The sequence below is a fragment of the Pseudomonas sp. R15(2017) genome (genome assembly GCF_002112685.1).
Taxonomy (GTDB): domain Bacteria; phylum Pseudomonadota; class Gammaproteobacteria; order Pseudomonadales; family Pseudomonadaceae; genus Aquipseudomonas; species Aquipseudomonas glycinae.
This window is the reverse complement of the sequence record NZ_NEII01000016.1, coordinates 13,492-36,202: the sequence shown is the minus strand read 5'-3', so window position 1 is coordinate 36,202 and position 22,711 is coordinate 13,492. Positions and strand designations below refer to the sequence as shown.

Sequence of the window (22,711 nt, the reverse complement as noted above, 5' to 3'; positions counted from 1 at the left end):
TCAGACAACGCCGATCACACCGTCCTCATGCAGTTGCTGCAGCAACGCCAGTCCGCTGTCCTTGAACGACATCGTTGCGGGTAACCCCGCCTCCAACGCCAGCCCTTGCAGTTGCTCGCGACCGCTCAGCAACGGGAACGCCTCGATCCGCTGCAACAACCGCCAGGCCAATGGGCTCAGCTCGGAAAACTTCACACTCCAGTCCGTCGTACGCCGCACCAGCAAAAGCGTCGGCTGGACAGGTGGCGTGGCCGGTTGATGATCCGGCCCGAGCATCTGCACCGGCCAGGTGTACGCCAAGGGCCAGGCCAGTGCCGAAACCTGCAACGGCCGATCCAGCAACTGCGCCGGATCGCTCGCCGGCAAGGGTTCGGCGTCGGACTGCTGCAACACCATTTCCACCCATTCGTAATGCGCCAGCTCCACCAGAAACGCCGGCCATTTTCCGTCGCTCAATACGGCAGGCTCCGAGGCGAGGTAACCGACAAACTCCTCGGCGATCTCGCCGAATTTCGGTGTCTGTGCGCGGTAGTCCCGCAGGAAGCCACGAATCAACGTGCGCCAGCGTTCCTGGCCGATGATCCGGATCAGCACCGGAAACGTACCGCCCAGCAGTTGCGAGACGTTGTTGAACACCAGATCGCGATAGACATTGACCCGCGCCGCGTTCATGTCGGCGGGCGGCGCTTCATGGTCCGGATCGCGCAAATAGCGGGTCAGGGCCTGTTGTTGCAGCAGAAGATTATCCACGCGGGCCTCCTTCGGTTTGCAGGCGGCGAATGGTTTGCAACTCGGCCACCAGCTCAGAAAACGCCGGGAAATTGAAATCCCGCTCCAGCAACGTCGGCTGCGCACCGAATCGGGCATAGGCGTCGGCCAGCAACGACCAGACCACCGGTTTGACCGAGGCGCCGTGGGTATCGATCTTCAGCGTGTCGGACTCGTCGAAGTGCCCCGCCACGTGCATCCCGACCACCCGGCCCGGTTCGATGGCGGCCAGGAACGTCTGCGGGTCGAAACCGTGGTTGATCGAGTTGACGTAGACGTTGTTGACGTCCAGCAGCAGATCGCAATCGGCCTCGCGCAACACGGCGTTGGTGAAGGTCACTTCGTCCATGTCCTGCCGAGGCGCGGCGTAGTAGGAAACGTTTTCCACCGCCAGCCGCCGGCCGAGAATGTCCTGGGCCTGGCGGATCCGTGCGGCGACGTGGCGCACCGCTTCTTCGGTGAACGGCAACGGCAGCAGGTCGTAGAGGTGACCGTCGTCGCTGCAATAGCTCAGGTGTTCGCTGTACAACGGCACCTTGTGATGATCGAGAAAGGTCCGCACTTCCCGGAGGAAATCGACGTCCAGCGGCGCCGAGCCGCCGAGCGACAACGACAACCCGTGACAGGACAATGGATATCGCTCGGCCAGTTCGCGCAACGCGGCGCCATGGGCACCGCCGACGCCGATCCAGTTTTCCGGGGCGACTTCCAGAAAATCGAAATCGCCGGTGCGCGCGGCTTGCAGGTCTTTCATCAAGCCGCGACGCAGGCCGAGCCCGACGCTGGCCTGCAAGGTGGGGTGGGGAGTCTGCATGGGCTAGATCTCTGCTGGGAGCCGCCAGATCAGCGACTGACCATTGCAGTTAATGCGTCCACTGTGTCGCCGCTGTGTTCGACCGTCGGGACAATTGGCACCTTGTGTATCCAGCAGCCGCAGAGATACACAGCGATACATAACCACCACGGATTCCAACAGCGGCTAGACTCAATCAGTACCCAGTCGAGGGGGACGCAGGACAGCAGTGTCGCCCTGCCCGTTTCCACGACCACCGCCCGGTGGTGAATGCCTCGACCCACAACGCCACCGGACTGTGATCCTGTCAATGGAGCACATGAAATGGACGAGGCCAGACTCAACGAATTCATGGGCAAACTGGTCAACGACATGGGCGGCGCGGCGATGCTGGCCAATGTCATTGTCGGCGAAGAACTCGGCCTTTACCGGGCGATGGCCGACAGTCAGCCGATCAGCCCCGAAACCCTTGCCGAAAAAACCACCTGCAACCCGCGACTGGTGCGCGAATGGCTGAGCGCCCACGCGGCGTCCGGCTATATGGAACACCACGACGGCAAGTTTCGTTTGCCGGAAGAACAGGCGCTGGCCCTGGCCAAGGAAGATTCGCCGGTGTACGTGGCCGGCGGGCTAGGCGTGGTGGCGTCGTTTTTCCATGACAAGGACAAACTGGTCAAAGCCATGCGCGGCAACGGCGCCCTGTCGTGGGGCGATCACCATCCGTGCATGTTCACCGGCACCGAGCGCTTCTTCCGCCCCGGCTACAAGGGGCATTTGATCGCCGAATGGCTGCCGGCGCTGGACGGTGTGGTGGCCAAACTCGAAGCAGGCGCCAAGGTCGCCGATATCGGCTGCGGTCACGGTGCGTCCACGGTGATCATGGCCCAGGCCTATCCCAACTCGCGGTTCGTCGGCTTCGACTATCACGCGCCTTCGATCACCGTCGCCACCCAACGGGCGGAAGAAGGCGGCGTCAGCAGTCGCGCGCGGTTCTTCCAGGGCACGGCGAAAAGCTACCCCGGCGACGACTATGACCTGATCTGTTATTTCGACTGCCTGCACGACATGGGCGATCCGGTCGGTGCGGCGAAGCATGCGTTTAAATCCTTGAAAGACGACGGCACGGTGCTGCTGGTCGAGCCGTTCGCCAACGACACCCTGGACGAAAACATCACGCCGGTCGGGCGCTTGTTCTATGCGGCATCGACGTTCATTTGCACGCCGAACTCGCTGTCCCAGGAGGTGGGCCTCGGCCTTGGTGCGCAGGCGGGCGAGTCACGCTTGCGCAAGGTGTTTACCGAAGCCGGCTTCAAACACTTCCGGCGGGCGACGCAGACGCCATTCAACCTGATTCTGGAGGCGCGCAAGTAAAAACCGGGCACAGGACGCGCCTGCCGGGGAGCGTCCGTCAGTGCTAACCTGCAAGGCACTTTTCGCCTGCGGAGCGCTGATCATGCTCGACCGTCCCCTTCCCGACCCGCTCGACTACCTGCAACAGGTCATGGCCGACGGCGACTTCATTGTGCTGACCGGCGCCGGGATCAGCACGCCGTCGGGCATCCCGGACTACCGCGACACCGACGGCGTACGCCGTGGCCGGCAGCCGATGATGTACCAGGAATTCCTCGCCGCCCCGGAATCGCGCCGCCGCTATTGGGCCCGGGCCATGCTCGGCTGGCCGCGCGTGCGCCAGGCACGGCCGAACGCTGCCCATGAGGCTTTGGCCAGTCTGCAAAGCCACGGGCGGATCGGCGGTTTGATTACTCAGAATGTCGATACCTTGCACGATCAGGCCGGCAGTCACGACGTCATCGAACTGCACGGCAGCCTGCACCGGGTGTTGTGCCTGGATTGCGGTCAGCGCAGCGAGCGGGACTCGATTCAGCAACTGATGGAAACGCAGAACCCGTATCTGGCAGGCGTCGATGCCGTGCAGGCACCGGACGGCGACACCCTGCTCGACCCGGCTTTCGAGGCGCGCTTTCAGGTGCCGCATTGCCCGCATTGCGCAGGGGAACGAATGAAACCGGACGTGGTGTTTTTTGGTGAGAACGTGGCGCAGCCAACGGCGGCGCGGGCCATGGCGCTGGCGGAAAATGCCGCCGGGATGCTGGTGGTGGGTTCGTCGTTGATGGCGTATTCGGCGTTTCGCCTGTGCCGGGTGATTGCGGACCGGGGCAAGCCGCTGATCGCGATCAATCTGGGGAAAACGCGGGCGGATGAGTTGCTGGATTTGAAGATTGAAGCGTCCTGCGAACAGCTATTACCGTTACTGACACAACGCCTGACTTCATGACCTGCCCAGGTCAGTGTTCAGCCTTGAGAATGTCAAAAAGCGCCTGCGCCGCCGCCGACAGTTCATTCCCCGGATCCGTCAGCACGCCAATCGCCCGCTCCACCACCGGCTCGTGCAAGGTCAGGCAATGCGCTCCCAACTCGCGCATCTGCCCGGCACACAACGCCGGCACCGCGCTGACACCCAGCCCGCTCGCCACCATCCGCCCCACCGTCGCCAGTTGATGGCTTTCAAATTCCACCGGCAGCTTCATGCCCCGGGCCTGCAAGTGTTCTTCCAGCATCACCCGAACCGTGGACGGTCGTTGCAGGGTAATGAACGGTTCCTGCAGCAAGGTCTGCCAATCGATGTCACTACGGTTGGCAAGCGGCGAATCTTGCGGCACGACGGCAACGAAGCGATCCCGGTAAAGCGGCGTGAAGGTCAGCGAAGTGTTCTGCATTGGCTCGAAGGCCACGCCGAGTTCGACCTGACGATCGCGAACCATTTCCAGCACTTGCTCGTTGATCACGTCGTTGACCGTGACATTGACGTTCGGATAACGCGCACGGAAGGTCTTGAGGATCGGTGGCAGCAGGTTGCCGGCAAACGACGGCATCGCCGCCAGCGTCACTCGCCCGCGCTGCAGGCTGAAGCGCTGGCGCATTTCGTCTTCGGCATTGTCCCAGTCGGCGATCAGGCGCCGGGCCAGCGGCAGCAGCGATTCGCCCTCCGGGGTCAGCGCCACGTTGCGCGTGTTGCGGCTGAACAGGCGCCCGCCCAGGCCTTCTTCCAGCGCCTTGATGGTCAGGCTCAGCGCCGATTGCGACAAGTGCAGGCGCTCGCAGGCCACGGCAAAGCTCAGGCTTTGGGCGACGGCGAGAAAGGCGCGGATCTGCTTGATGGTCATGAACGCTATGCTTCCCTATCAGAGTCTTGATCGTTCCCACGTCGAGGCGTCGAACCGTCTGCGGGGGAACGCAGCCCGTGACGCTCCGCGTCACTGGACGCGGAGCGTCCCTAGAGGCATTCCCACGCAGAGCGTGGGAACGATCAAATGAGGCCGATTATTGAGCTTTATCAATCAATCAACCTTAAAAATCAACTTAACAAATATATCCTTCAGCGCGACACTCCAGTCATTCGGCTAGCCAGCCGCCCGACAAACAATAAAAGAGGTGCATATGGCAGGTTTCGACAAGCGCGTGTATTCCTACGAGGAAGCCATGGCAGGTCTTGAAGACGGCATGACCGTGATCGCCGGCGGCTTCGGCCTGTGCGGCATTCCGGAAAACCTGATCGCCGAGATCAAGCGCAAGGGCACCCGCGACCTCACCGTCGTCTCCAACAACTGCGGCGTTGATGGCTTCGGCCTCGGCGTGCTGCTGACCGACCGCCAGATCAGCAAGGTGGTCGCCTCTTACGTCGGCGAAAACAAGCTGTTCGAAGAGCAATTGCTCAAAGGCGACATCGAAGTCGTACTGACCCCGCAAGGCACCCTCGCCGAGAAAATGCGCGCAGGCGGCGCCGGCATCCCGGCGTTCTTCACGGCTACTGGCGTCGGCACCCCGGTCGCCGAAGGCAAGGAAGTACGTGAATTCCACGGTCGCAAGTACCTGATGGAAGAGTCCATCACCGGCGACTTCGCCATCGTCAAAGGCTGGAAAGCCGACCATTTCGGCAACGTCATCTACCGCCACACCGCCCAGAACTTCAACCCGCTGGCCGCTACCGCCGGCAAGATCACCGTGGTCGAAGTCGAAGAAATCGTCGAACCCGGCGAACTGGATCCGTCGCAGATCCACACCCCCGGCATCTACGTCGACCGGGTCATTTGCGGCACGTTCGAAAAACGCATCGAACAACGCACCATCCGCAAATAATCCAGGCTGACGGAGAACAAGAACATGGCACTTACCCGCGAACAAATGGCTCAACGCGTCGCCCGCGAAATGCAGGACGGCTACTACGTGAACCTCGGTATCGGCATTCCGACCCTGGTCGCCAACTACATCCCCGAAGGCATGGAAGTCATGCTGCAATCGGAAAACGGCTTGCTCGGCATGGGGCCTTTCCCGACTGAAGACACCATCGACGCCGACATGATCAACGCCGGCAAACAGACCGTAACCGCGCGCATCGGCGCATCGATTTTCAACTCCGCCGAGTCCTTCGCGATGATCCGCGGCGGTCACGTCGACCTGACCGTGCTGGGCGCGTTCGAAGTGGACGTGCAAGGCAACATCGCCTCGTGGATGATCCCGGGCAAACTGGTCAAGGGCATGGGCGGCGCGATGGACCTGGTGGCCGGCGCCGACAACATCATCGTCATCATGACCCACGCGTCCAAGGACGGTGAGTCCAAGTTGCTGAGCCAATGCAGCCTGCCGCTGACCGGCGCCGGTTGCATCAAGCGCGTGCTGACTGACCTTGCGTACCTGGAAATCGAAAATGGCGCTTTTGTCCTCAAGGAACGCGCACCTGGCGTCAGCGTCGAGGAAATCGTCGCCAAAACCGCTGGTAAACTGATCGTCCCGGATCACGTACCGGAAATGCAGTTCGCTGCCGAGTGAGGAATTCGAAAATGCAAGACGTCGTCATTGTTGCCGCCACGCGCACCGCGATCGGCAGTTTCCAGGGATCGCTGGCCACCGTCTCCGCCGTGGATCTGGGCGCAGCGGTCATCCGCCAGTTGCTTGAGCAGACCGGACTGGACGGTGCCCAGGTCGATGAAGTGATCATGGGCCAGGTGCTGACCGCCGGCGCCGGCCAGAACCCGGCGCGCCAGTCGGCGATCAAGGCCGGTCTGCCACACACCGTGCCGGCCATGACCCTGAACAAGGTTTGCGGCTCGGGCCTCAAGGCCCTGCACCTCGGTGCACAGGCGATCCGTTGCGGCGACGCAGACGTAATCATCGCCGGCGGCCAGGAAAACATGAGCCTGGCCAACTACGTCATGCCGGGCGCGCGCACCGGTCTGCGCATGGGGCACGCGCAAATCGTCGACACCATGATCAGCGATGGCCTGTGGGATGCGTTCAATGATTACCACATGGGCATCACCGCCGAGAATCTGGTCGAGAAATACGAGATCAGCCGCGAGCAGCAAGACGCCTTCGCTGCCGCGTCGCAACAGAAAGCCGCTGCGGCCATCGAGGCCGGTCGCTTTGTCGATGAAATCACCCCGATCCTGATCCCGCAGCGCAAAGGCGATCCGGTGGCGTTCAAGGTCGACGAGCAGCCACGCGGCGAAACCACCGCCGAATCCCTGGCCAAACTGCGTCCGGCCTTCAAGAAGGACGGCAGCGTCACCGCCGGCAACGCTTCGTCACTGAACGACGGCGCGGCCGCCGTGATTCTGATGAGCGCCGAAAAAGCCAAGGCCCTGGGCCTGCCGGTGCTGGCGAAAATCGCCGCTTATGCCAACGCGGGCGTCGATCCGGCGATCATGGGCATCGGCCCGGTGTCCGCCACTCGCCGCTGCCTGGACAAGGCCGGCTGGAACATCGGCCAGCTGGATCTGATCGAAGCCAACGAAGCCTTCGCCGCGCAATCGCTGGCAGTGGCCAAGGATCTGCAATGGGATCTGGACAAGGTCAACGTGAATGGCGGCGCCATCGCCCTCGGTCACCCGATCGGTGCATCGGGCTGCCGCGTGCTGGTGACCCTGCTGCACGAAATGATCAAGCGTGATGCGAAAAAGGGCCTGGCGACCCTGTGCATCGGCGGCGGTCAGGGCGTGGCCCTGGCGCTGGAACGCGCGTAAGCGCAAAGAGGTTCAACAGCGGGCAGTGGATCCACGACATCCATGGCCCGTTGGCAACAAACCCGGTACGACTCACGTCGCACCGGGTATTTTTTTGCCCGGCCGTCAGGCGAACTTCACCAGATTCAGCACCGGCAATGGTCCGCCGGGGAACTGCACCAGTCGCGCACCCACGCTCAGCTCGCCCAGATCGATACCGAAGAAACCGAGCTGATCGATCAACGCACCCACTTCAGCCTTGGCCTGAGCTTCATCCCCGGACAGGAACAGCACGCGCTTGCCGCCCTCCGACGCCGGATCCGCTTCCAGCAAACGCGCCAGCAAGTGGTTGAACGCCTTGACCACCCGCGCCCCCGGCACCCATTCGGCGAACACTTCGCTGGACGGCCGCCCCTGCAAATCCACCGGTTTGAACGACGGCGCTTCAATCGAATTGTTGGCGTCGATGACAATCCGCCCGCCGAAGTCCGGCAGACCGGCCAGTGCGGTTGGCAGTTTCGACCAGTTCACCGCGACCAGCACGATGTCCTGGGCGGCGGCTTCTTCACGGGTAACGGCGCGAGCGGTCGGGCCGAGTTCTGCGACCAGTTCAGCCAGGGTCTCCGGCCCGCGACTGTTGGCGATGACCAACGGGATGCCCTGACGCGACAAGGCTTTGGCAAACGCTGAACCGATGGCGCCAGCGCCGATGATTCCGATAGTGCTCATGGTGTTCTCCTCAAAGTGGGGTAAGACTCGAAGCGAATCTTGCGCTTGCCATTCCCACTTGATTAGCCGGTAATGCCTTGAATGATCTTCAAGTATTGCTATCAGGTTGAACCTATGGAAACCCTTGCCAATCTGGAATCTTTCGTCCGCAGCGCCGAGACCGGCAGCTTCTCCGCCGCCGCACGGTTGCTGGCGCTGACCCCGGCGGCGGTCAGTCGCAACGTGGCGATTCTTGAGCGTAATCTGGGCGTGCGGCTGTTCCAGCGCTCGACCCGCAAGCTGTCGCTGACCGAGGCTGGTGAAGGTTTTCTGGCGAGTATCGGCGGCAACCTCGATGCCTTGCAGGCCGCGATTGCTACGGTGGCGACCGAGCGCGGCGAGCCGGCGGGTGTGCTCAAGATCAGCCTGCCGCCGACGTTCGGCATCGATCACATGCTGCCGCTGCTGCCGGAGTTTCTGGCGCGCTATCCGTTGATTCGCCCGGAATGGCACTTCGAAAATCGTCAGGTTGATTTGATCGCCGAGGGGTATGACGTGGCGATCGGCGGCGGATTCGAGCTGACGCCCGGCGTGGTCGCCCGGCCATTGTCGTCCGCCGAAGTACTCGCGGTGGCGTCGCCGGCGTATCTGGCGGGTCGCACTCTGCCGCAACATCCGGCGGATCTGGCCGAGCATCAGGGCATCGTCATGCGCGGCCTGCGCACCGGGCGCCTGCGCCAATGGCAGATGCACAACGAAGCCGGTGAACAGGCCAGCGCCTTGCTCAACCCAACCATTGTGCTGAATGACCCGATGGCCATGCGCAAGGCCGCGCTGCTGGGCTTGGGCGTGACGATGCTGGTGCTGCCCGATGTCAGTGCGCAGATCGAACGCGGTGAATTGGTGCAGCTGTTGCCCGACTGGCAATGCGATGCCGGAGCGATTTCGCTGTACTACCCGAGCCGAACCTTGCTGCCGGCCAAGACCCGGGTGTTCATTGATTTTGTGGTCGAAGCGTTTGGCTCATTATCGTAATGATCGTTCCCACGCTCCGCGTGGGAATGCAGCCCGGGACGCTCTGCGTCCCATTGGAACGCGGAGCGTGGGGCCAATCATGCCGATTACGCCGCCAATTGCAGGATCAACCACGCATTCGCCCCGCTGATCAGCACAAACAATCCCCACGCGAGAACCTTGGTTGGCAACCGATTCACAAACGGCCCCATCAGTTGTTTGTCGTTGGTCATGCGAATCAGCGGATACAGCGCAAACGGCAATTGCAGGCTCAACACCACCTGGCTCAGCACCAGCAACTTGCCCACCGCGCCGTCGCCCATCAGCCACACGCCGATGAATGCCGGGATCAGCGCCAGCCCACGGGTAATCAGGCGCCGCTGCCAGCAAGGGATCCGCAGGTTCAGATAGCCTTCCATGATCACTTGCCCGGCGATGGTGCCGGTGAAGGTCGAACTCTGCCCCGACGCCAGCAGCGCCACGCCGAACAGCACGCTGGCCAGCGCGCCGCCCACCAGTGGGTCGAGCAAGTGATAGGCGTCCTGGATGTCGACCACGTCGGTGTGCCCGGACTGATGAAAAGCGGCCGCCGCGAGTATCAGGATCGCCGCGTTGACCAGCAACGCCAGCGCCAGCGAACCGATGGTGTCGATGCGCGCCAGCTTCACTGCGTCCTGCTTGCTGGCCAGATCCTTGCCGATCAGCCGCGTCTGCACGATCGAAGTGTGCAAGTACAGGTTGTGCGGCATCACCGTGGCACCGAGGATGCCGATAGCCAGGTACAACGGCGCAGCATCGCTGATCGCCGACAGCGACGGTTTGAAGCCTTGGGCGACGTCCGGCCAGTACGGTTTGATCAACAGCAATTCAACAAAGAAGCACGCGCCGATGGTCCCCACCAGCACCAGCATGATCGCTTCCAGCCGGCGGAAACCACGATTTTGCAGGGCCAGCACCAGCAGCGTATCGAATGCGGTCAGAGCGATACCGAACGTCAGCGAACAACCGAGCAGCAAGTGAAACGCCAGCGCGCAGCCGAGCACTTCTGCCAGGTCAGTGGCGATGATCGAGATTTCCGCCAGCACCCATTGCAGCCGCGCCGTCGGAGTGCTGTAGCGTTCGCGGGAAAGCTGCGCCAGATCGCGCCCGGTGGCGATGCCCAGCCGCGAGCACAGGCATTGCACAACCATGCCCGCCAGGCTCGCCAGCAATACCACGAACAACAGGCTGTAACCGAAGCGCGAACCGGCCTCGATGGCAGTGGCCCAGTTGCCCGGATCCATGTAGCCGATCGACACCAGCAAACCGGGGCCGGCAAAGCGCAGCACGCGTTTGAAGAACGAGGCGTTGGGATCGACCGGGACACTGCCGGCCACTTCCGGCGGGCAGAACGGCGCCGTGGCGATCTTGGGCAAACTGAATTTCACGAACACATCCAGAAACAAGTCGAAAGGCGCAGCTTAGACGTTTCAGTCGGCGCGCCCAAGCGCCGATGTGATGGACTCAGGGTTTGGCGTCGCCCAGCAATTGCTGGCGCAGCTCGGGACTGCGAGTTCGCGGGTCAAGCCAGATGTCAAAAAATGCCCGGGCAAACTGCGGATCATTAATTTCATGCTGCAACTGCTGCCCGACAAAGAACCGCGCACCTTGGCCCGGCAAATACACTCCGGTGATCCGCGTACCGGCCTGCACGTCGACAAATGATTGCTGCATCTGGGTTTGCCACACGGCCAATTTCACCGGGCTGAGGGAGGAACCGGCCAGACGCTTGATCTCGTCGACGCTGGCCTTCACCAGATCGTCGCGGGAAATGGAGCGTCGGTAGATCAGCTCAAGGGCAAAGGGTTGGCCGTCGGCCAGCGGTCGCGCCGCGCTCCACAACCGGGCGTTGTAGACGTCGAAGCCGAACACGCTGAAATCGCCGGTGCCGATGATTTGCGCGCCGGGGACTGCGTCCTGCCAGCTAGCCCAGGTCGGTGTCAGCAGCAAGGCCCACAAGCCGATACCGCAGCATCCACGCAACAACTTCGGTGTATTGCTCATCGCGGTATCGACTCCGGTAAACCCTGACACTCACAGCATAGTCCGCTATCACGCCTGTTATTTTGTATACATGTTTTGCATGCATATACAGCAATCCGCCAATGACAATGCTAACGTGGCTCCACTGCCCCCGACGGAGACACCTGCGTGCTGATCCTTAAACTGCTGCTGATTCCCGGTTTCCTGCTGCTGATTTCCCTCGCGGGCAAGCGTTGGGGCCCGAGTGTCGCCGGGTGGCTGTCGGGGTTGCCGGTGGTGGTCGGGCCGATTCTGTTTTTCCTCGCCATTGAGCAGGGCCCGGCGTTTGCCGCGCAATCGGCGGTGGCGGCGCTGTCGGCCATGTTTGCGATGATCGCGTTTTGCATCACTTATGCGCAGGTGGCGCAGCGGGCGAACTGGCCGTTGGCGCTGGTGGTTTCCTTATCGGTCTGGGCCGTGCTGGCGCTGATTCTGTCGCTGATTCCCGCGTCATTGCCTTTCTCGGTCGCTGCCGCCGCAACCGCCCTCCTCGCCGCGCCGCATCTGTTTCCCAAGGTGCAACCGGTGGTCAGCGGCCCGGCGCCGAAATCGGACAAACTGGTCTGGCGGATGATCGCCGGAGCCGCATTGACGCTGGTGGTAACCATGCTGGCCAGCACCGTCGGCGAGCGCTGGAGCGGTCTGCTCGCGGTGTTCCCGGTACTGGGCAGCGTGATGGCGGTGTTTTCCCAGCAGACCCGTGGCCCGGCGTTTACCGCCGCGTTGTTGCGGGCGACAGCGACGGGGATGTATTCGTTTTCGGCGTTTTGTCTGGTGCTGGCGCTTACGGTTCCAGGCCTGGGCTTCGCCGGCTTCGGCGTGGCAGTGGCCGTTTCGGTGGCGATGCTGGGCGTCACCCGACAACTGCTGGCCAAACCGGCGCCGGCGCCGAACTGACCCCGGCCGGACAAACCGCGCTGGAGTGCCGGGCACGCTCCATGGGATGATCGCCGCCCAAGCGCGACCATCTTCGGAGATTCAAATGTCATTGCTTAGCAAGAAAGCCGTCGTCCTGTTGTTGGCGGCGGTGGCCGGTTTCGGCGCCATGAATGCTCAGGCAGCCAAGGCCAAAGAGAAGGCTGTCACCGAAAAAGTCTCGATGCTGGAAGGCAAATTCAGTTTCGTCCTGCCCAAGGGCTTTGTCGGCGACCCGCTGCCGGCCGGTCCGACCGGCGCCAAGGGCACCATGTACAGCAACGACGCCACCAAGACTGTAGTCATCGTCGCCGAAAACCAGATTCCCGAAGGCAAAAACGTCAAGGACAACGACAGTGCGTTTCTGGACGGCACCGTCTCCGATTTCATCGACGCCCAACGCAAGGCCCTGCCGGACTTCAACAAGCTCAGTGAAAAGAGCCTGACCCGCAAAGGCAATGGCCTGGGCCTGCGTCAGGTCGACAGCACCGCCACCCAGGGCGGCGGCCAGACCCTCAACACCACGTTGCTGGCCGGTTCAGGCACGCGCATGGCGCTGGTCCAGGTGATTTCCCGGGCCAGCGACAAGAGCGGTCACGAGGCACTGGTGAAAACCATCCTCAAGGAAAAGTGATGCTCAGGGATTGAGTTGCTGCAACCAGTCGTTCAAATCCCGAAGCTCGGCCGCGCTGATGCTGTGGCCGACGCCGGGATAGGCATGAAATTGCGGTTTGTACGACAGCTTCTGCAACAATGCATCGGCCTCGGTGCCACCGCTGTACGGCACCCGGTCATCCGCCGTGCCGTGGCCGATGAAGATGTCCAGCGGCGGATGCTGTTGCTCTGACTTCAGCTCGCTCTTGAGCACCGGCAACAGCCGCCCGCTCAACGCCGCAATGCCACCCACCGCCGCCGGCTGCCGCAACCCGACCTCGTAGGTCATCATCGCGCCCTGGCTGAAACCGATCAGGTACACCTTCTCCGGTTGCGCGTGATATTTCTGCGCCGCTGCGGCGATAAAGGCCCGCAGTTTCTGGCTGCTGGCCTTCAGATCATCAGTCTCGCCGTTGTAGGCACCTTCACCCTTCTTGCGAAACCACTGATAACGTCCTTCGCCCAACGCCATCGGTGCCTGCACCGACAGGTAGTTGTACTGCTTGGGCAGCTGAAATTTCATACCGATCAAGTCTGCTTCGTTGCTGCCATAGCCATGCAGGAAAATCACCAGCGGACGCTGTTCGGCGTCCGGGTGCACCTGGGCCAGGTAGTCGAGCGGCAGATCGTTTTGCAGCGAGGTCTGAGCCTGAACGGCAGTGGACGCGAGCAGCGTCAACAGCGCAAACACCTTCAACATAAGCCTTCCTTCACACAGTGCAGGGTTCGGGGCAGAGCCTAACACTGTGATCCGGAGGATGGGGTGTCAGTCGTTGATCAGTTTCCCGACTCGAATCGGCTCACGCCCCGCCACCTTCGCCTGCCAGATGCCCGGCTGGGTATAGCGACCGCGATCGATGGCAAACAACACGCCGCTGGTGCCGGCGCGCACGGTGGTCACGCGGTCGTTCAGCGGATCGACCACCTCGAACAGCGCATCGCCGCGCTCAACCCACTCACCGGCATCACGCAGGAAACTCACCACGCCGTGGTGCGGTGCGAACAGGTATTCGGTGCCTTCGAACGGCATGCCTTCGCAGCATTCTTCCGGCGCTGTTGGCCATTCACCGCTGATGAAGCCCTGTTCGGCGAGAAAGCCCAGGATCGCCTCGCAGTTGGCCTGAGCCTGATCGACGCGGGTGTCGCCCATGCTGCCCAGCTCCAGGGTGGTGGCGAGGTTGGCCGGTGGAATCGCCGCGTTCGGGAAGGCTCGGGCCAGGCGCAACCACGGCGAGGAGCAGGATTCATCGAACGAACTGCCGCCGGAATCTTCACACAACAGCGCCACGCCAGCCTTCAGCCGTGCGGCGAGGGATTGCCACTGTGGCCAGTGCTGCGGCAGTGCGTAAATATGAATTGCGGCGTCGAAGTCGCAATGCAGATCGAGGGTGATGTCGGCCTCACAGGCGTGGCGCAGCAACAGACGGTGCAGTGCTTCCAGTTGCGAGGCCGGGGCTGGCAGTTCATCGAGTACCTGGCCCATGGCCTGGCGGATCAGCGCGATGTTGGCTTGGGCATCACCGCCCAACTGACTCCCGATGCGCTCGGCCACCGGCGCACTGAGTTCGACGAAGGAGCGGTTGAAGTTCTTGCCGCTGCCCAGTTCGAAACGGCCCATGTGACTGCCTTGCAGATGCTGATCGAGGCCGATCGGGTTGGCCACCGGCACCAGTTCGATCACGCCTTGCAACTGGCCGTTGCTTTCCAGCTCGGCCAGGCGTTTTTTCAGTTCCCACGCGGTGCGCATGCCCGGCAGTTCATCGGCGTGCAGGCTGGCCTGGATGTAGACCTTGCGCGGGCCGGCGCCGTAACGGAACACGCTCAGGGAACGTTCGCTGCCCAGGTGGTTCCAGGGCAGAAGATGGTCGATGCGTCGCATGGGGAACTCCGGGAATTCTGTGGTCGCTGCCGGGGCAATGACCGCATTGAAAATGTGCTGACAGGATAAATCACGGGCGAAAAAAAAGTGGCCACCGCATCAACGGGGCCACTTTTTTCTACGGCGTATTAATGGCCGTATACGTCAAAGTCGAAGTACTTGTCCTGCACTTGCTTGTACTTGCCGTTGGCGCGGATTTCGTTGATGGCGGTGTTGAATTTTTCCGCCAGCTCGGTATCGCCTTTACGCACGGCGATACCGGCGCCGCCGCCGAAGTACTTGGCGTCTTCGTAGGTCGGGCCGACGAATTCGAAGCCTTTGCCGGCGTCGGTTTTCAGGAAGCCGTCGCTCAGGTTGACCGAGTCGGCCAGCATTGCGTCGATACGACCGGACACCATGTCCAGGTTGGCCTCCTGCTGCGAGCCGTAACGCACCAGCTCGATGCCGGCCGGCACCAGTACTTCGGTGGCATAGCGGTCGTGGGTACTGGCGCGCAGCACGCCGACTTTCTTGCCTTTGAGCTCGACCAGCGGGTCTTTCACGCCGGAGCCTGCCTTCATCACGAAGCGCGCCGGGGTGTGGTAGTACTTGATGGTGAAATCGACGTTTTTCTTGCGGTCGTCAGTGATGGTCATCGAGGACAGGATCGCGTCGATCTTCTTCACTTTCAGCGCCGGGATCAGGCCGTCGAACTCTTGCTCGACCCAGGTGCATTTGACTTTCATCTGCTCACACAGCGCATCGCCGATGTCCACGTCGAAACCGGCCAGTTTGCCGTCAGGGGTTTTCATCGAGAATGGCGGGTAACCGGCTTCGATACCGATACGGATCGGCTTGGCGTCTTCGGCCACGGCGGTCAGGGACAACATCGACAGTGCCAGGGCACCGAACATAACCAGCTTTTTCATTTATTACTCCCGTGTGCGGAGGCTTTTATTGGCAGCTTTCGATTATCAGGTTCGGCCTAGGGCTGTACAGCGCAAAGAAACCGAAGTGGCCGGCAGTCTATGGCGGCGCGCACGGGGCAAATTGTTTTTAAGCGACAAATACTTACAGAAAATCGGCGAGTGCCATCACCTGGGAAAAGTGTGCGTCAGAGCGGTGCGCGGGTTGTAGGACAAAGCCGACAAAAGTGCCGCCGAAGCGGCAACTTTCCGGCTATCAACAATCGCAAGCGATCGGGGCAGTGGCGACGCGCGGTGCCGTTACGCTCAACTGAAAGCCTTCATCCAGCCAACCGGTCACCCCGCCGATCATCTCTTTGACCGGATAACCCAGCGCCGCCAGCTTCACCGCGGCCTTGTTGGCGCCATTGCAGTGGGGACCGGCGCAATAAACCACGAACAGTGTGTTTTTCGGGTAGTTCGCCAGCCCTTCCGCCGTCAGCAAACGCCCCGGAATATTGATCGCTCCCGGCACATGACCACGTTCGTAGGCCAACGGCCCGCGCACGTCCACCAGCACAAAGTCGACATCACCGGCTTCCTGGCTGCTGAAGACGTCGGAACAATCGGTTTCGAAGGTCAGACGGTTGCTGAAATGCATCAAGGCAATGGCCGAAGGGGCGGCAGGAATTTCACGAACCAGGCTGGGCATGTTGAATCACTCCTTTGTCTGTGGGGATGAACAGACTTTATCGAGCCGCCGCTTGCGGCTACAGTGGCGCACAAGACACTCACCGGGAATTTTCCGCCAAATGCCTGATTCACCTGGATTGGTCGCGATTCTGGCCTACGATGGCCTCTGCACATTTGAATTCGGCATTGCCGTGGAGATTTTCGGCCTGGCCCGGCCGGAGTTCGACTTTCCGTGGTACGAGCACTGCATTGCGGCGGTCGATCAAGGCCCGATGCGCGCCATGGGCGGGATCCAGGTGCTGGCCGATGGCGGTCTTGAGCTGCTGGCGGATGCGCGCACCATCATCATTCCCGGTTGGCGCGACCGCAATGCACCGGTGCCGGAAGTCTTGCTTGAAGCATTGCGTGATGCCCATTCCCGCGGCGCCCGGTTGCTGTCGATCTGTTCGGGCGTGTTTGTTCTGGCGGCCAGCGGATTGCTCAACGGCCGTGGCGCTACTACTCACTGGCGCTACACCTCGGAGCTGGCCGAGCGCTTCCCGGCCATTGATGTCGATCCGGACGTGCTGTACGTCGATTCCGGCCAACTGATTACTTCGGCCGGCAGCGCAGCCGGGATCGATGCCTGCCTGCATCTGGTAGCGCGGGACTTCGGCACGCAGATCGCCAACGCGGTGGCGCGACGGCTGGTGATGTCGCCGCAGCGCACCGGCGGTCAGGCGCAGTTCATTCCGACACCGGTCAGCCCGACACCGCGCAGCGACCTGTCACGCGTGATGCAGTGGGCCCGCGAGCGCTTGCACGAACCGCTGGAAGTGCGCGATCTGGCCAGCGAAGCGGCGATGAGCGAACGCACCTTCCTGCGCAAATTCACGGAGGCCAGCGGCCAGTCCCCCAAAGCGTGGCTGCAACACGAGCGTCTGGCCCGAGCCCGGGAATTGCTGGAAAGCACGCCGCAGAACACCGAGCAGATCGCCCTGCGCTGTGGCTATCGTTCAGTGGAAAGCTTTCGTGTGGCGTTTCGCAGCGTGGTCGGGGTGCCACCTTCGGTGTATCGCGAGCGCTTCGGTCGTGAGGTCAAGGCTTGCGCAACAGGTAGGTGTCCATGATCCAGCCATGCTCGGCCCGCGCGGCTTTGCGTACCCGCTCGATCTCATCGGCAACGTCGCCGAGCTTGCCATGGATGAGGATTTCATCCGGCGTGCCGAGGTAGGCGCCCCAGTAAATCTCTGTCTCCTGATCTGCCACTTGGTGGTAGGAATCTTCCGCGTCGAGCAGCACCACCAGGCTGTCCGTGTCACTTACCTGCCCCGCCGCCAGGCGTCGGCCGGTGGTGATTTCAATCGAGCGGCCGATGCTGTTCAGCGGCACCTTGTGCTGCGCCGCCAGCGCCTGAACGCTGGTGATGCCGGGAATGACTTCGAATTCAAACTCGCATCGCCCCGAGGCCAGAATCGCCTGCAGGATACGGATTGTGCTGTCGTACAACGCCGGATCGCCCCACACCAGAAAACCGCCGCACTGCCCGTCAGCCAATTCGTCATTGATCAGGCGTTCGAAGGTTTGCTGCTTGGCGCGGTTCAGATCATCGACGCTGGCGCTGTAGTCCACCTCGCCGCGCTCGCGTTCCGGGCTGTGGGCCTCGGCGAAGCGGTAGGTACGATCGGCGATGTAGCGCTCGCAGATTTCCCGCCGCAGCTCGATCAGCTTGTCCTTGCTCTGGCCCTTGTCCATCAGGAAAAACACGTCCACCCGGTTCAGCGCCTTCACCGCCTGCATCGTGATGTAATCCGGGTTGCCGGCACCGATGCCGATCACCAGCAATCGCTTCATGGCTCTGCTCCTTCCACACTCATGCCGGACAAGCGTAGCCGCCAGCGTCCGGCAAACCGCAGATCGACCGCCGCCAGCGGCTCGACATCGATGCTGTGAAACGCCTCACCCTGCACGACCTGCATCAAGGCAGCACGAATCACGAACGGATGGGTGACCGCCACCACGTGTCCCGGTGTGGTTTGCAGTGAAACCAGCCACGCCGCCACCCGCTGACGCAGTTGCGCCACCGACTCACCTCCATGAGGGGCGGCATGTGGGTCTTCGAGCCAGGCTTGCAACGCCTCGGGTTCGTTCTGTTGCAGTGCCTTGATCGACTGACCTTGCCAGCCTCCCCAGTCGCAATCACGCAGAGCCTGATCGATGAGCGTTTCATGGCCAAACCACGCCGCCGTCTGGCGGGTACGCAATTCCGGGCCGCAAATCAGACGGAATGCCGTGTCGAAACGCGAAGCCAGCGAGCAGGACGCCAACGCCGTTTCTTCAACAGCTTCGTTCGTAGGAAAACACGCCAATTTTTGTGCGACGGTTCTGGCATGGCAGATCAATGTCAAACGGGTGGTCTGCACGGGAAGTCACTCGGCTGGAAGACAGGATGGTCATCGGCAAATTCGCGGATGTAACGGTGATTGTGCCGTAAACCGGGAGCCCCCGGGCAAGTCGATTGGATGTCTTGAGTGTGTGAAAGCGGCAATGTCTGACACCGCAACGAGCAATGGACTACAAGACTGATCGACATCCGTGTAACCCTTACGTTACGGGCATCCCGCCCCATTTTGGGGCTTGGTTTAAACGCGGAAAAATTCACTAGACATGTAGCGTCAGTTACATAAATACTGTTTTAACGGATTATGAAGCGAATTCAACACCCCATCCAGCAGGAGCCCGGATGCCCCCTCTCAGAGACCTGATCACCGACCCCGGCCTTGACCTGACGCCGTCGGAGCGCAAAGTCGTTCGCGCCTTGCTCGATCAGTATCCACGCAACGGGCTTGGCCCGATGGCGCGCCTGGCCGAACATGCCGGCGTCAGCGATCCGACCATCGTGCGGCTGGTGAAAAAACTGGGCTTCGGTGGTTACGCCGAATTCCAGGACGCCCTGCTCAGCGACATGGACCATCGCCTGCGCTCGCCGCGCACTCTGTTGCAACCGCGCTCGCATCAGAACAAGGACGATGCCTGGAGCCATTATCTGGCTCATAGCCATAACCTGCTGGCCGAAACCCAGGCCCTGACCCAACCGGAAGATGTACGAATCCTGGCCGACTGGCTGCTCGACACCCGCCATCAGGTCTACTGCTTCGGCGGACGCTTCAGCAGTTTGATGGCGACTTACCTGCTCAATCATTTGCGTCTGCTGCGCCCCGGTTGCTTTGCGCTGGAAGACAACGCGCAACTGCCCGACCGCCTGTTCGACCTGCAACGTCAGGACGTGGTGCTGGTGTTCGACTATCGCCGCTACCAGACCCAGGCCTTGCGCGTGGCGAGCGCGGCGAAGAACAACAACGCCCGCGTCGTGCTGTTCACCGACATCTATGCCTCGCCGCTGCGCGAACTGGCCGACATGATCATCAGCGCTCCGGTGGAGTCGGCCTCGCCGTTCGACACCATGGTCCCGGCGCTGGCCCAGGTCGAGGCATTGATTGCCTGCCTGACCCTGCGTTGCCCGGACCTGGCCGATCGCCTGGAAGGCATCGATGCCCTGCGCAACGACTTCGACACCCATTTGCTGGAGGATAAATAAGGATGTTCAGCCTTCCCCATCGCTCGCCACGGGACCTGCCGTTTGTCACCGACCACACCGCCCTGTTGCTGGTGGACATGCAGCGCGCCTGGCTCGAGCCACAGTTCGACCCGCACCTCGAAGGCCCGGACGCCGCGTACTTCCTCAACCGCACGCGCTCGCAAGTGGTGCCCAATCAAGTCCGACTGCTTAACGCCTTCCGCGACACACGGCAGAACGTGCTGCACACCCTGATCGAAAGCCTGACCGCCGACGGCCGCGATCGCTCGCTGGATCACAAACTGTCGGACATGCACCTGCCCAAGGGCAGCCCGCAGGCCCAGGTCATCGCCGAATTGACCCCGAAAGAAAACGAAATCGTGCTGCCCAAGACCTCGTCCGGGGTCTTCAACTCGACCAACATCGACTACGTGCTGCGCAATCTGCAAACCCGTCACCTGATCATCGCCGGGATCGTCACCGACCAGTGCGTGGACATGGCCGTGCGCGACGCCGCCGATCGTGGCTACCTCGTCACCCTGGTGGCGGACGCCTGCGCGACGTACACCGAAGCACGCCACGACGCCTGTCTGAATGCGATCAAGGGCTACTGCTGGATCACCGACACCGACATCGTGCTCGGCCGGTTGCAGGAGATGCAGCCATGAGCGAACGCCTGTCGCCGTTGCCGATGACCACCATCGTCACCACCGACCTGATCGGCGTCACCCGTGGTCGCTCGTTTCCAACCGATGAGCTGGAGCACTATCAGGCCGCCGGTTGTGGCTGGGTGCCCGCCAACAGCGCGCTGACGCCGCAGGACATCATCGCCTCGACCAGTCCGTGGGGCGCTTATGGCGACCTGCGGCTGATTCCCGATCTGGCCAGCCGCGTCAGGGTCGGCAACGGCCCGGACGCCGCAGCGCCAGCACTGGATTTCATCCATGGCGACATCCGCGAAACCGATGGCCGACCATGGGCGGCCTGCCCGCGCACCCTGCTGCGCAATGAGGTCGAGCGCTATCGCGATGAGCTTGGCCTGCAGATCAACGCCGCGTTCGAACACGAATTCAACCTGCACGCCGGGTTTGCCGAACATCTGGCCTTCTCGCTCGAAGCCCAGCGCCAAGGTGCGGAATTCGGTGGCTGGCTGCTCAGTGCGCTGCGCGCCGGTGGGGTCGAGCCGGAAATGTTCCTGCCCGAATACGGCAAGCATCAATACGAAATCACCTGCCGTCCCGCCCTTGGCGTGGCGGCGGCGGATCGCGCGGTGAACGTGCGCGAGATCACCCGTGAAATCGCCCGGCAGATGGGCCTGGACTTGAGCTTCGCACCGAAGACCGCCGCCGACGCGGTGTGCAACGGCGTGCACTTGCACGTCAGCCTGCTGGACCTGGCCGGTCAGCCGATGCTTTACGACGCCGGCACCAGCAATGGTCTGTCGACCCTGGGTCAGCACTGGGCGGCGGGCGTGCTGCATTACTTGCCGGCGCTGTGCGCGTTCACTGCACCGACGCCGGTGTCGTATGAACGTCTGCAACCGCATCACTGGAGCGCGTCCTACGCCTGTCTGGGCCAGCAAAACCGCGAAGCGGCGCTGCGCATCTGCCCGACTGTCAGCCTGGGCGGCAAACCCGTGGCAGTGCAGTACAACCTGGAATTCCGCGCCTTGGATGCCACCGCCTCGCCGCATCTGGCGATGGCCGTGCTGTTGATTGCCGGGCGTCTGGGCATTGAGCAGCGTCTGGCGCTAAACGCCATCACTGATGAAATACCCGATTCACTCAATGACGAACAACGCAAGGCCCGAGGCATCGTCGCCCTGCCCGCCTCCCTGGCCCAGGCACTGGATTGCCTGCGTCGCAGTGAAGCGCTGGTCGAAGCGCTGCCTGGCGTGTTGCTCGAAACCTTTTTCGCCCTTAAAACCGAGGAACTGGCGCTGACGGAACAGCTCTCGCCCGCTGACCTGTGTGAGCACTATGCACGCCTGTACTGAATCCGCCGAGCTTGGGTTGTACACCCGACCGGTCTACAACCTGAGCCGTGAAGATTCGACGCACCCGCTGATTCTGGTGTGCGAACACGCCAGTCGCTACATCCCCGAAGCCCTGAACAATCTGGGCCTGGATGACACGGCGGCGCGCGAACACATTGCCTGGGACATCGGCGCCCTGGCGCTGGCCGAGCAATTGTCGGAGCAACTGGGCGCCACGCTGTTGAGCGCCAACTATTCGCGCCTGCTGATCGACCTCAACCGCCCTCGGCATGCGCTCGACAGCATTCCGGCGCAGAGCGAGATCTATCAGGTGCCGGGCAACCGTGAGCTTGACGAGGCCACCCGCGAATACCGTCGCCAGAGCCTGTTCAAGCCGTTTCATACGCGGCTGCAGCAATTGATCGATGCACGTCTGGCCGAAGGTCGGCCGGTGCGGGTGGTGGGGATTCACAGCTTCACCCCGGTGTACTACGGCCAGCCGCGGGAGCTGGAAGTCGGCGTGTTGTTCGGTCAGGCCAGGGCCTATGCCCAGCGGATGCTCGACGGTCTGGAGCGACATCCGTTGAAAGTCGCCGGCAACCAGCCCTACAGGATCGACCCGCTGGGCGACATGACCGTGCCGGTGCACGGCGATGCCCGGGGCCTGGAGTCGGTGTTGATCGAGGTGCGCAATGACCTGCTGCGCAGCCCGGAAGCGGTTTCTCGCTGGGCGGATTATCTGGCTCCATTGTTGTAAGGATTGTTGTAACCACCGCTGACGCTGTAAACGA

The 22,711-nt window shown here is 62.1% G+C and carries 25 protein-coding genes; 13 read left to right on the top strand and 12 right to left on the bottom strand.

Annotated features, from left to right (window positions below):
- Together CAF77_RS26455 and CAF77_RS26450 are read right to left on the bottom strand one after the other, a co-directional pair.
- On the bottom strand, positions 1-750 hold the full coding sequence (locus CAF77_RS26455; RefSeq protein ID WP_085655692.1) for a DUF2063 domain-containing protein: 750 nt from the start codon (positions 748-750) through the stop codon (positions 1-3).
- Complete coding sequence (locus CAF77_RS26450) at positions 743-1,582, bottom strand: DUF692 domain-containing protein (protein WP_085655691.1); 840 nt, start codon at positions 1,580-1,582, stop codon at positions 743-745. Before CAF77_RS26450 ends, CAF77_RS26455 begins: the two co-directional genes overlap by 8 nt.
- 303 nt (positions 1,583-1,885) lie before the next feature.
- On the opposite strand from CAF77_RS26450, the gene CAF77_RS26445 reads away from it, so the two are divergent.
- Together CAF77_RS26445 and CAF77_RS26440 are read left to right on the top strand one after the other, a co-directional pair.
- Positions 1,886-2,932: a class I SAM-dependent methyltransferase gene (locus CAF77_RS26445; protein ID WP_085655690.1), complete on the top strand. Its 1,047-nt coding sequence runs from the start codon at positions 1,886-1,888 to the stop codon at positions 2,930-2,932.
- Positions 2,933-3,014: 82 nt separating this feature from the next.
- Positions 3,015-3,857 (top strand): NAD-dependent protein deacetylase, encoded by an 843-nt coding sequence (locus tag CAF77_RS26440; protein ID WP_085655689.1) that lies wholly within the window; start codon positions 3,015-3,017, stop codon positions 3,855-3,857.
- Positions 3,858-3,867: 10 nt separating this feature from the next.
- Here CAF77_RS26440 and CAF77_RS26435 read toward each other — a convergent pair whose 3' ends face one another.
- A complete protein-coding gene (locus CAF77_RS26435; RefSeq protein ID WP_085655688.1) occupies positions 3,868-4,746 on the bottom strand; it encodes a LysR family transcriptional regulator in 879 nt (292 codons plus the stop codon).
- Between the two features lie 274 nt (positions 4,747-5,020).
- Here CAF77_RS26435 and CAF77_RS26430 point away from each other — a divergent pair, with 274 nt between their 5' ends.
- Genes CAF77_RS26430 through CAF77_RS26420 form a run of 3 tightly spaced genes read left to right on the top strand, consistent with a single transcriptional unit; the run spans position 5,021 to position 7,602 of the window.
- Entirely contained in the window at positions 5,021-5,719 is a 699-nt protein-coding gene (locus CAF77_RS26430) for a CoA transferase subunit A (RefSeq protein ID WP_064382369.1), read from the top strand.
- A gap of 24 nt (positions 5,720-5,743) precedes the next feature.
- Positions 5,744-6,409, top strand: a complete 666-nt coding sequence (locus CAF77_RS26425) for a CoA transferase subunit B (RefSeq protein WP_011333516.1) — start codon at positions 5,744-5,746, stop codon at positions 6,407-6,409.
- A gap of 11 nt (positions 6,410-6,420) precedes the next feature.
- The gene (locus CAF77_RS26420; protein WP_085655687.1) at positions 6,421-7,602 is read left to right on the top strand and encodes an acetyl-CoA C-acetyltransferase; all 1,182 of its coding nucleotides are present in this window, start codon (positions 6,421-6,423) and stop codon (positions 7,600-7,602) included.
- 105 nt (positions 7,603-7,707) lie between these two features.
- Here CAF77_RS26420 and CAF77_RS26415 read toward each other — a convergent pair whose 3' ends face one another.
- Positions 7,708-8,310 (bottom strand): NADPH-dependent F420 reductase, encoded by a 603-nt coding sequence (locus CAF77_RS26415; protein WP_085655686.1) that lies wholly within the window; start codon positions 8,308-8,310, stop codon positions 7,708-7,710.
- A gap of 114 nt (positions 8,311-8,424) precedes the next feature.
- Here CAF77_RS26415 and CAF77_RS26410 point away from each other — a divergent pair, with 114 nt between their 5' ends.
- Positions 8,425-9,324 (top strand): LysR family transcriptional regulator, encoded by a 900-nt coding sequence (locus CAF77_RS26410; RefSeq protein ID WP_085655685.1) that lies wholly within the window; start codon positions 8,425-8,427, stop codon positions 9,322-9,324.
- Positions 9,325-9,410: 86 nt separating this feature from the next.
- Here CAF77_RS26410 and CAF77_RS26405 read toward each other — a convergent pair whose 3' ends face one another.
- The gene (locus tag CAF77_RS26405; RefSeq protein ID WP_371915553.1) at positions 9,411-10,679 is read right to left on the bottom strand and encodes an Nramp family divalent metal transporter; all 1,269 of its coding nucleotides are present in this window, start codon (positions 10,677-10,679) and stop codon (positions 9,411-9,413) included.
- 127 nt (positions 10,680-10,806) lie between these two features.
- Positions 10,807-11,346 carry a chalcone isomerase family protein gene (locus CAF77_RS26400; RefSeq protein WP_064382372.1) on the bottom strand — a complete coding sequence of 180 codons (540 nt, stop codon included), beginning with the start codon at positions 11,344-11,346 and terminating at the stop codon, positions 10,807-10,809.
- A 147-nt stretch (positions 11,347-11,493) separates the two neighbouring features.
- On the opposite strand from CAF77_RS26400, the gene CAF77_RS26395 reads away from it, so the two are divergent.
- Both CAF77_RS26395 and CAF77_RS26390 read left to right on the top strand, forming a co-directional pair.
- A complete protein-coding gene (locus CAF77_RS26395; protein ID WP_085655684.1) occupies positions 11,494-12,261 on the top strand; it encodes a hypothetical protein in 768 nt (255 codons plus the stop codon).
- 85 nt (positions 12,262-12,346) lie between these two features.
- Positions 12,347-12,913 carry a hypothetical protein gene (locus CAF77_RS26390; protein ID WP_064384130.1) on the top strand — a complete coding sequence of 189 codons (567 nt, stop codon included), beginning with the start codon at positions 12,347-12,349 and terminating at the stop codon, positions 12,911-12,913.
- Positions 12,914-12,916: 3 nt separating this feature from the next.
- Here CAF77_RS26390 and CAF77_RS26385 read toward each other — a convergent pair whose 3' ends face one another.
- From CAF77_RS26385 to CAF77_RS26370, 4 genes are all read right to left on the bottom strand, one after another.
- Positions 12,917-13,633, bottom strand: a complete 717-nt coding sequence (locus tag CAF77_RS26385) for an alpha/beta hydrolase (RefSeq protein ID WP_085655683.1) — start codon at positions 13,631-13,633, stop codon at positions 12,917-12,919.
- A gap of 66 nt (positions 13,634-13,699) precedes the next feature.
- Positions 13,700-14,812, bottom strand: a complete 1,113-nt coding sequence (locus CAF77_RS26380) for a succinylglutamate desuccinylase/aspartoacylase family protein (protein WP_085655682.1) — start codon at positions 14,810-14,812, stop codon at positions 13,700-13,702.
- A gap of 128 nt (positions 14,813-14,940) precedes the next feature.
- Positions 14,941-15,720, bottom strand: coding sequence for an ABC transporter substrate-binding protein (locus CAF77_RS26375; RefSeq protein WP_007956251.1), 780 nt, complete (start codon positions 15,718-15,720; stop codon positions 14,941-14,943).
- Between the two features lie 253 nt (positions 15,721-15,973).
- Positions 15,974-16,408, bottom strand: a complete 435-nt coding sequence (locus tag CAF77_RS26370) for a rhodanese-like domain-containing protein (protein ID WP_085655681.1) — start codon at positions 16,406-16,408, stop codon at positions 15,974-15,976.
- 100 nt (positions 16,409-16,508) lie between these two features.
- Here CAF77_RS26370 and ftrA point away from each other — a divergent pair, with 100 nt between their 5' ends.
- On the top strand, positions 16,509-17,498 hold the full coding sequence (gene ftrA / locus CAF77_RS26365; RefSeq protein WP_085655680.1) for a transcriptional regulator FtrA: 990 nt from the start codon (positions 16,509-16,511) through the stop codon (positions 17,496-17,498).
- Here the strand turns inward: ftrA and cobF are convergent.
- Both cobF and CAF77_RS26355 read right to left on the bottom strand, forming a co-directional pair.
- Positions 17,467-18,222 (bottom strand): precorrin-6A synthase (deacetylating), encoded by a 756-nt coding sequence (cobF, locus tag CAF77_RS26360; RefSeq protein WP_085655679.1) that lies wholly within the window; start codon positions 18,220-18,222, stop codon positions 17,467-17,469. The two genes, ftrA and cobF, sit on opposite strands and share 32 nt — an antisense overlap.
- On the bottom strand, positions 18,219-18,791 hold the full coding sequence (locus CAF77_RS26355) for a histidine phosphatase family protein (protein WP_085655678.1): 573 nt from the start codon (positions 18,789-18,791) through the stop codon (positions 18,219-18,221). The genes cobF and CAF77_RS26355 overlap by 4 nt, the downstream gene beginning before the upstream one ends.
- Before the next feature lie 320 nt (positions 18,792-19,111).
- Here CAF77_RS26355 and CAF77_RS26350 point away from each other — a divergent pair, with 320 nt between their 5' ends.
- The 4 genes from CAF77_RS26350 to CAF77_RS26335 are packed head-to-tail and all read left to right on the top strand — an operon-like array spanning position 19,112 to position 22,677.
- On the top strand, positions 19,112-19,966 hold the full coding sequence (locus CAF77_RS26350) for a MurR/RpiR family transcriptional regulator (RefSeq protein ID WP_007956246.1): 855 nt from the start codon (positions 19,112-19,114) through the stop codon (positions 19,964-19,966).
- 2 nt (positions 19,967-19,968) lie between these two features.
- Positions 19,969-20,613, top strand: a complete 645-nt coding sequence (locus tag CAF77_RS26345) for an isochorismatase family cysteine hydrolase (RefSeq protein WP_085655677.1) — start codon at positions 19,969-19,971, stop codon at positions 20,611-20,613.
- Complete coding sequence (locus CAF77_RS26340; protein ID WP_085655676.1) at positions 20,610-21,941, top strand: glutamine synthetase; 1,332 nt, start codon at positions 20,610-20,612, stop codon at positions 21,939-21,941. Before CAF77_RS26345 ends, CAF77_RS26340 begins: the two co-directional genes overlap by 4 nt.
- Positions 21,925-22,677, top strand: coding sequence for an N-formylglutamate amidohydrolase (locus tag CAF77_RS26335; RefSeq protein ID WP_085655675.1), 753 nt, complete (start codon positions 21,925-21,927; stop codon positions 22,675-22,677). The genes CAF77_RS26340 and CAF77_RS26335 overlap by 17 nt, the downstream gene beginning before the upstream one ends.
- Positions 22,678-22,711: the final 34 nt, after the last annotated feature.

Excerpts from the sequence above, each read along its gene's own strand:
- CAF77_RS26415 (WP_085655686.1), bottom strand. The coding sequence starts at position 8,310 with ATGAGCACTATCGGAATCATCGGCGCTGGCGCCATCGGTTCAGCGTTT.
- CAF77_RS26375 (WP_007956251.1), bottom strand. The coding sequence starts at position 15,720 with ATGAAAAAGCTGGTTATGTTCGGTGCCCTGGCACTGTCGATGTTGTCC.
- CAF77_RS26385 (WP_085655683.1), bottom strand. The coding sequence starts at position 13,633 with ATGTTGAAGGTGTTTGCGCTGTTGACGCTGCTCGCGTCCACTGCCGTT.
- CAF77_RS26440 (WP_085655689.1), top strand. The coding sequence starts at position 3,015 with ATGCTCGACCGTCCCCTTCCCGACCCGCTCGACTACCTGCAACAGGTC.
- CAF77_RS26335 (WP_085655675.1), top strand. The coding sequence starts at position 21,925 with ATGCACGCCTGTACTGAATCCGCCGAGCTTGGGTTGTACACCCGACCG.
- CAF77_RS26370 (WP_085655681.1), bottom strand. The coding sequence starts at position 16,408 with ATGCCCAGCCTGGTTCGTGAAATTCCTGCCGCCCCTTCGGCCATTGCC.
- CAF77_RS26400 (WP_064382372.1), bottom strand. The coding sequence starts at position 11,346 with ATGAGCAATACACCGAAGTTGTTGCGTGGATGCTGCGGTATCGGCTTG.
- CAF77_RS26425 (WP_011333516.1), top strand. The coding sequence starts at position 5,744 with ATGGCACTTACCCGCGAACAAATGGCTCAACGCGTCGCCCGCGAAATG.
- CAF77_RS26340 (WP_085655676.1), top strand. The coding sequence starts at position 20,610 with ATGAGCGAACGCCTGTCGCCGTTGCCGATGACCACCATCGTCACCACC.
- CAF77_RS26345 (WP_085655677.1), top strand. The coding sequence starts at position 19,969 with ATGTTCAGCCTTCCCCATCGCTCGCCACGGGACCTGCCGTTTGTCACC.
- CAF77_RS26390 (WP_064384130.1), top strand. The coding sequence starts at position 12,347 with ATGTCATTGCTTAGCAAGAAAGCCGTCGTCCTGTTGTTGGCGGCGGTG.
- CAF77_RS26380 (WP_085655682.1), bottom strand. The coding sequence starts at position 14,812 with ATGCGACGCATCGACCATCTTCTGCCCTGGAACCACCTGGGCAGCGAA.
- CAF77_RS26350 (WP_007956246.1), top strand. The coding sequence starts at position 19,112 with ATGCCCCCTCTCAGAGACCTGATCACCGACCCCGGCCTTGACCTGACG.
- CAF77_RS26430 (WP_064382369.1), top strand. The coding sequence starts at position 5,021 with ATGGCAGGTTTCGACAAGCGCGTGTATTCCTACGAGGAAGCCATGGCA.
- ftrA (WP_085655680.1), top strand. The coding sequence starts at position 16,509 with ATGCCTGATTCACCTGGATTGGTCGCGATTCTGGCCTACGATGGCCTC.
- cobF (WP_085655679.1), bottom strand. The coding sequence starts at position 18,222 with ATGAAGCGATTGCTGGTGATCGGCATCGGTGCCGGCAACCCGGATTAC.
- CAF77_RS26410 (WP_085655685.1), top strand. The coding sequence starts at position 8,425 with ATGGAAACCCTTGCCAATCTGGAATCTTTCGTCCGCAGCGCCGAGACC.
- CAF77_RS26445 (WP_085655690.1), top strand. The coding sequence starts at position 1,886 with ATGGACGAGGCCAGACTCAACGAATTCATGGGCAAACTGGTCAACGAC.
- CAF77_RS26435 (WP_085655688.1), bottom strand. The coding sequence starts at position 4,746 with ATGACCATCAAGCAGATCCGCGCCTTTCTCGCCGTCGCCCAAAGCCTG.
- CAF77_RS26450 (WP_085655691.1), bottom strand. The coding sequence starts at position 1,582 with ATGCAGACTCCCCACCCCACCTTGCAGGCCAGCGTCGGGCTCGGCCTG.
- CAF77_RS26420 (WP_085655687.1), top strand. The coding sequence starts at position 6,421 with ATGCAAGACGTCGTCATTGTTGCCGCCACGCGCACCGCGATCGGCAGT.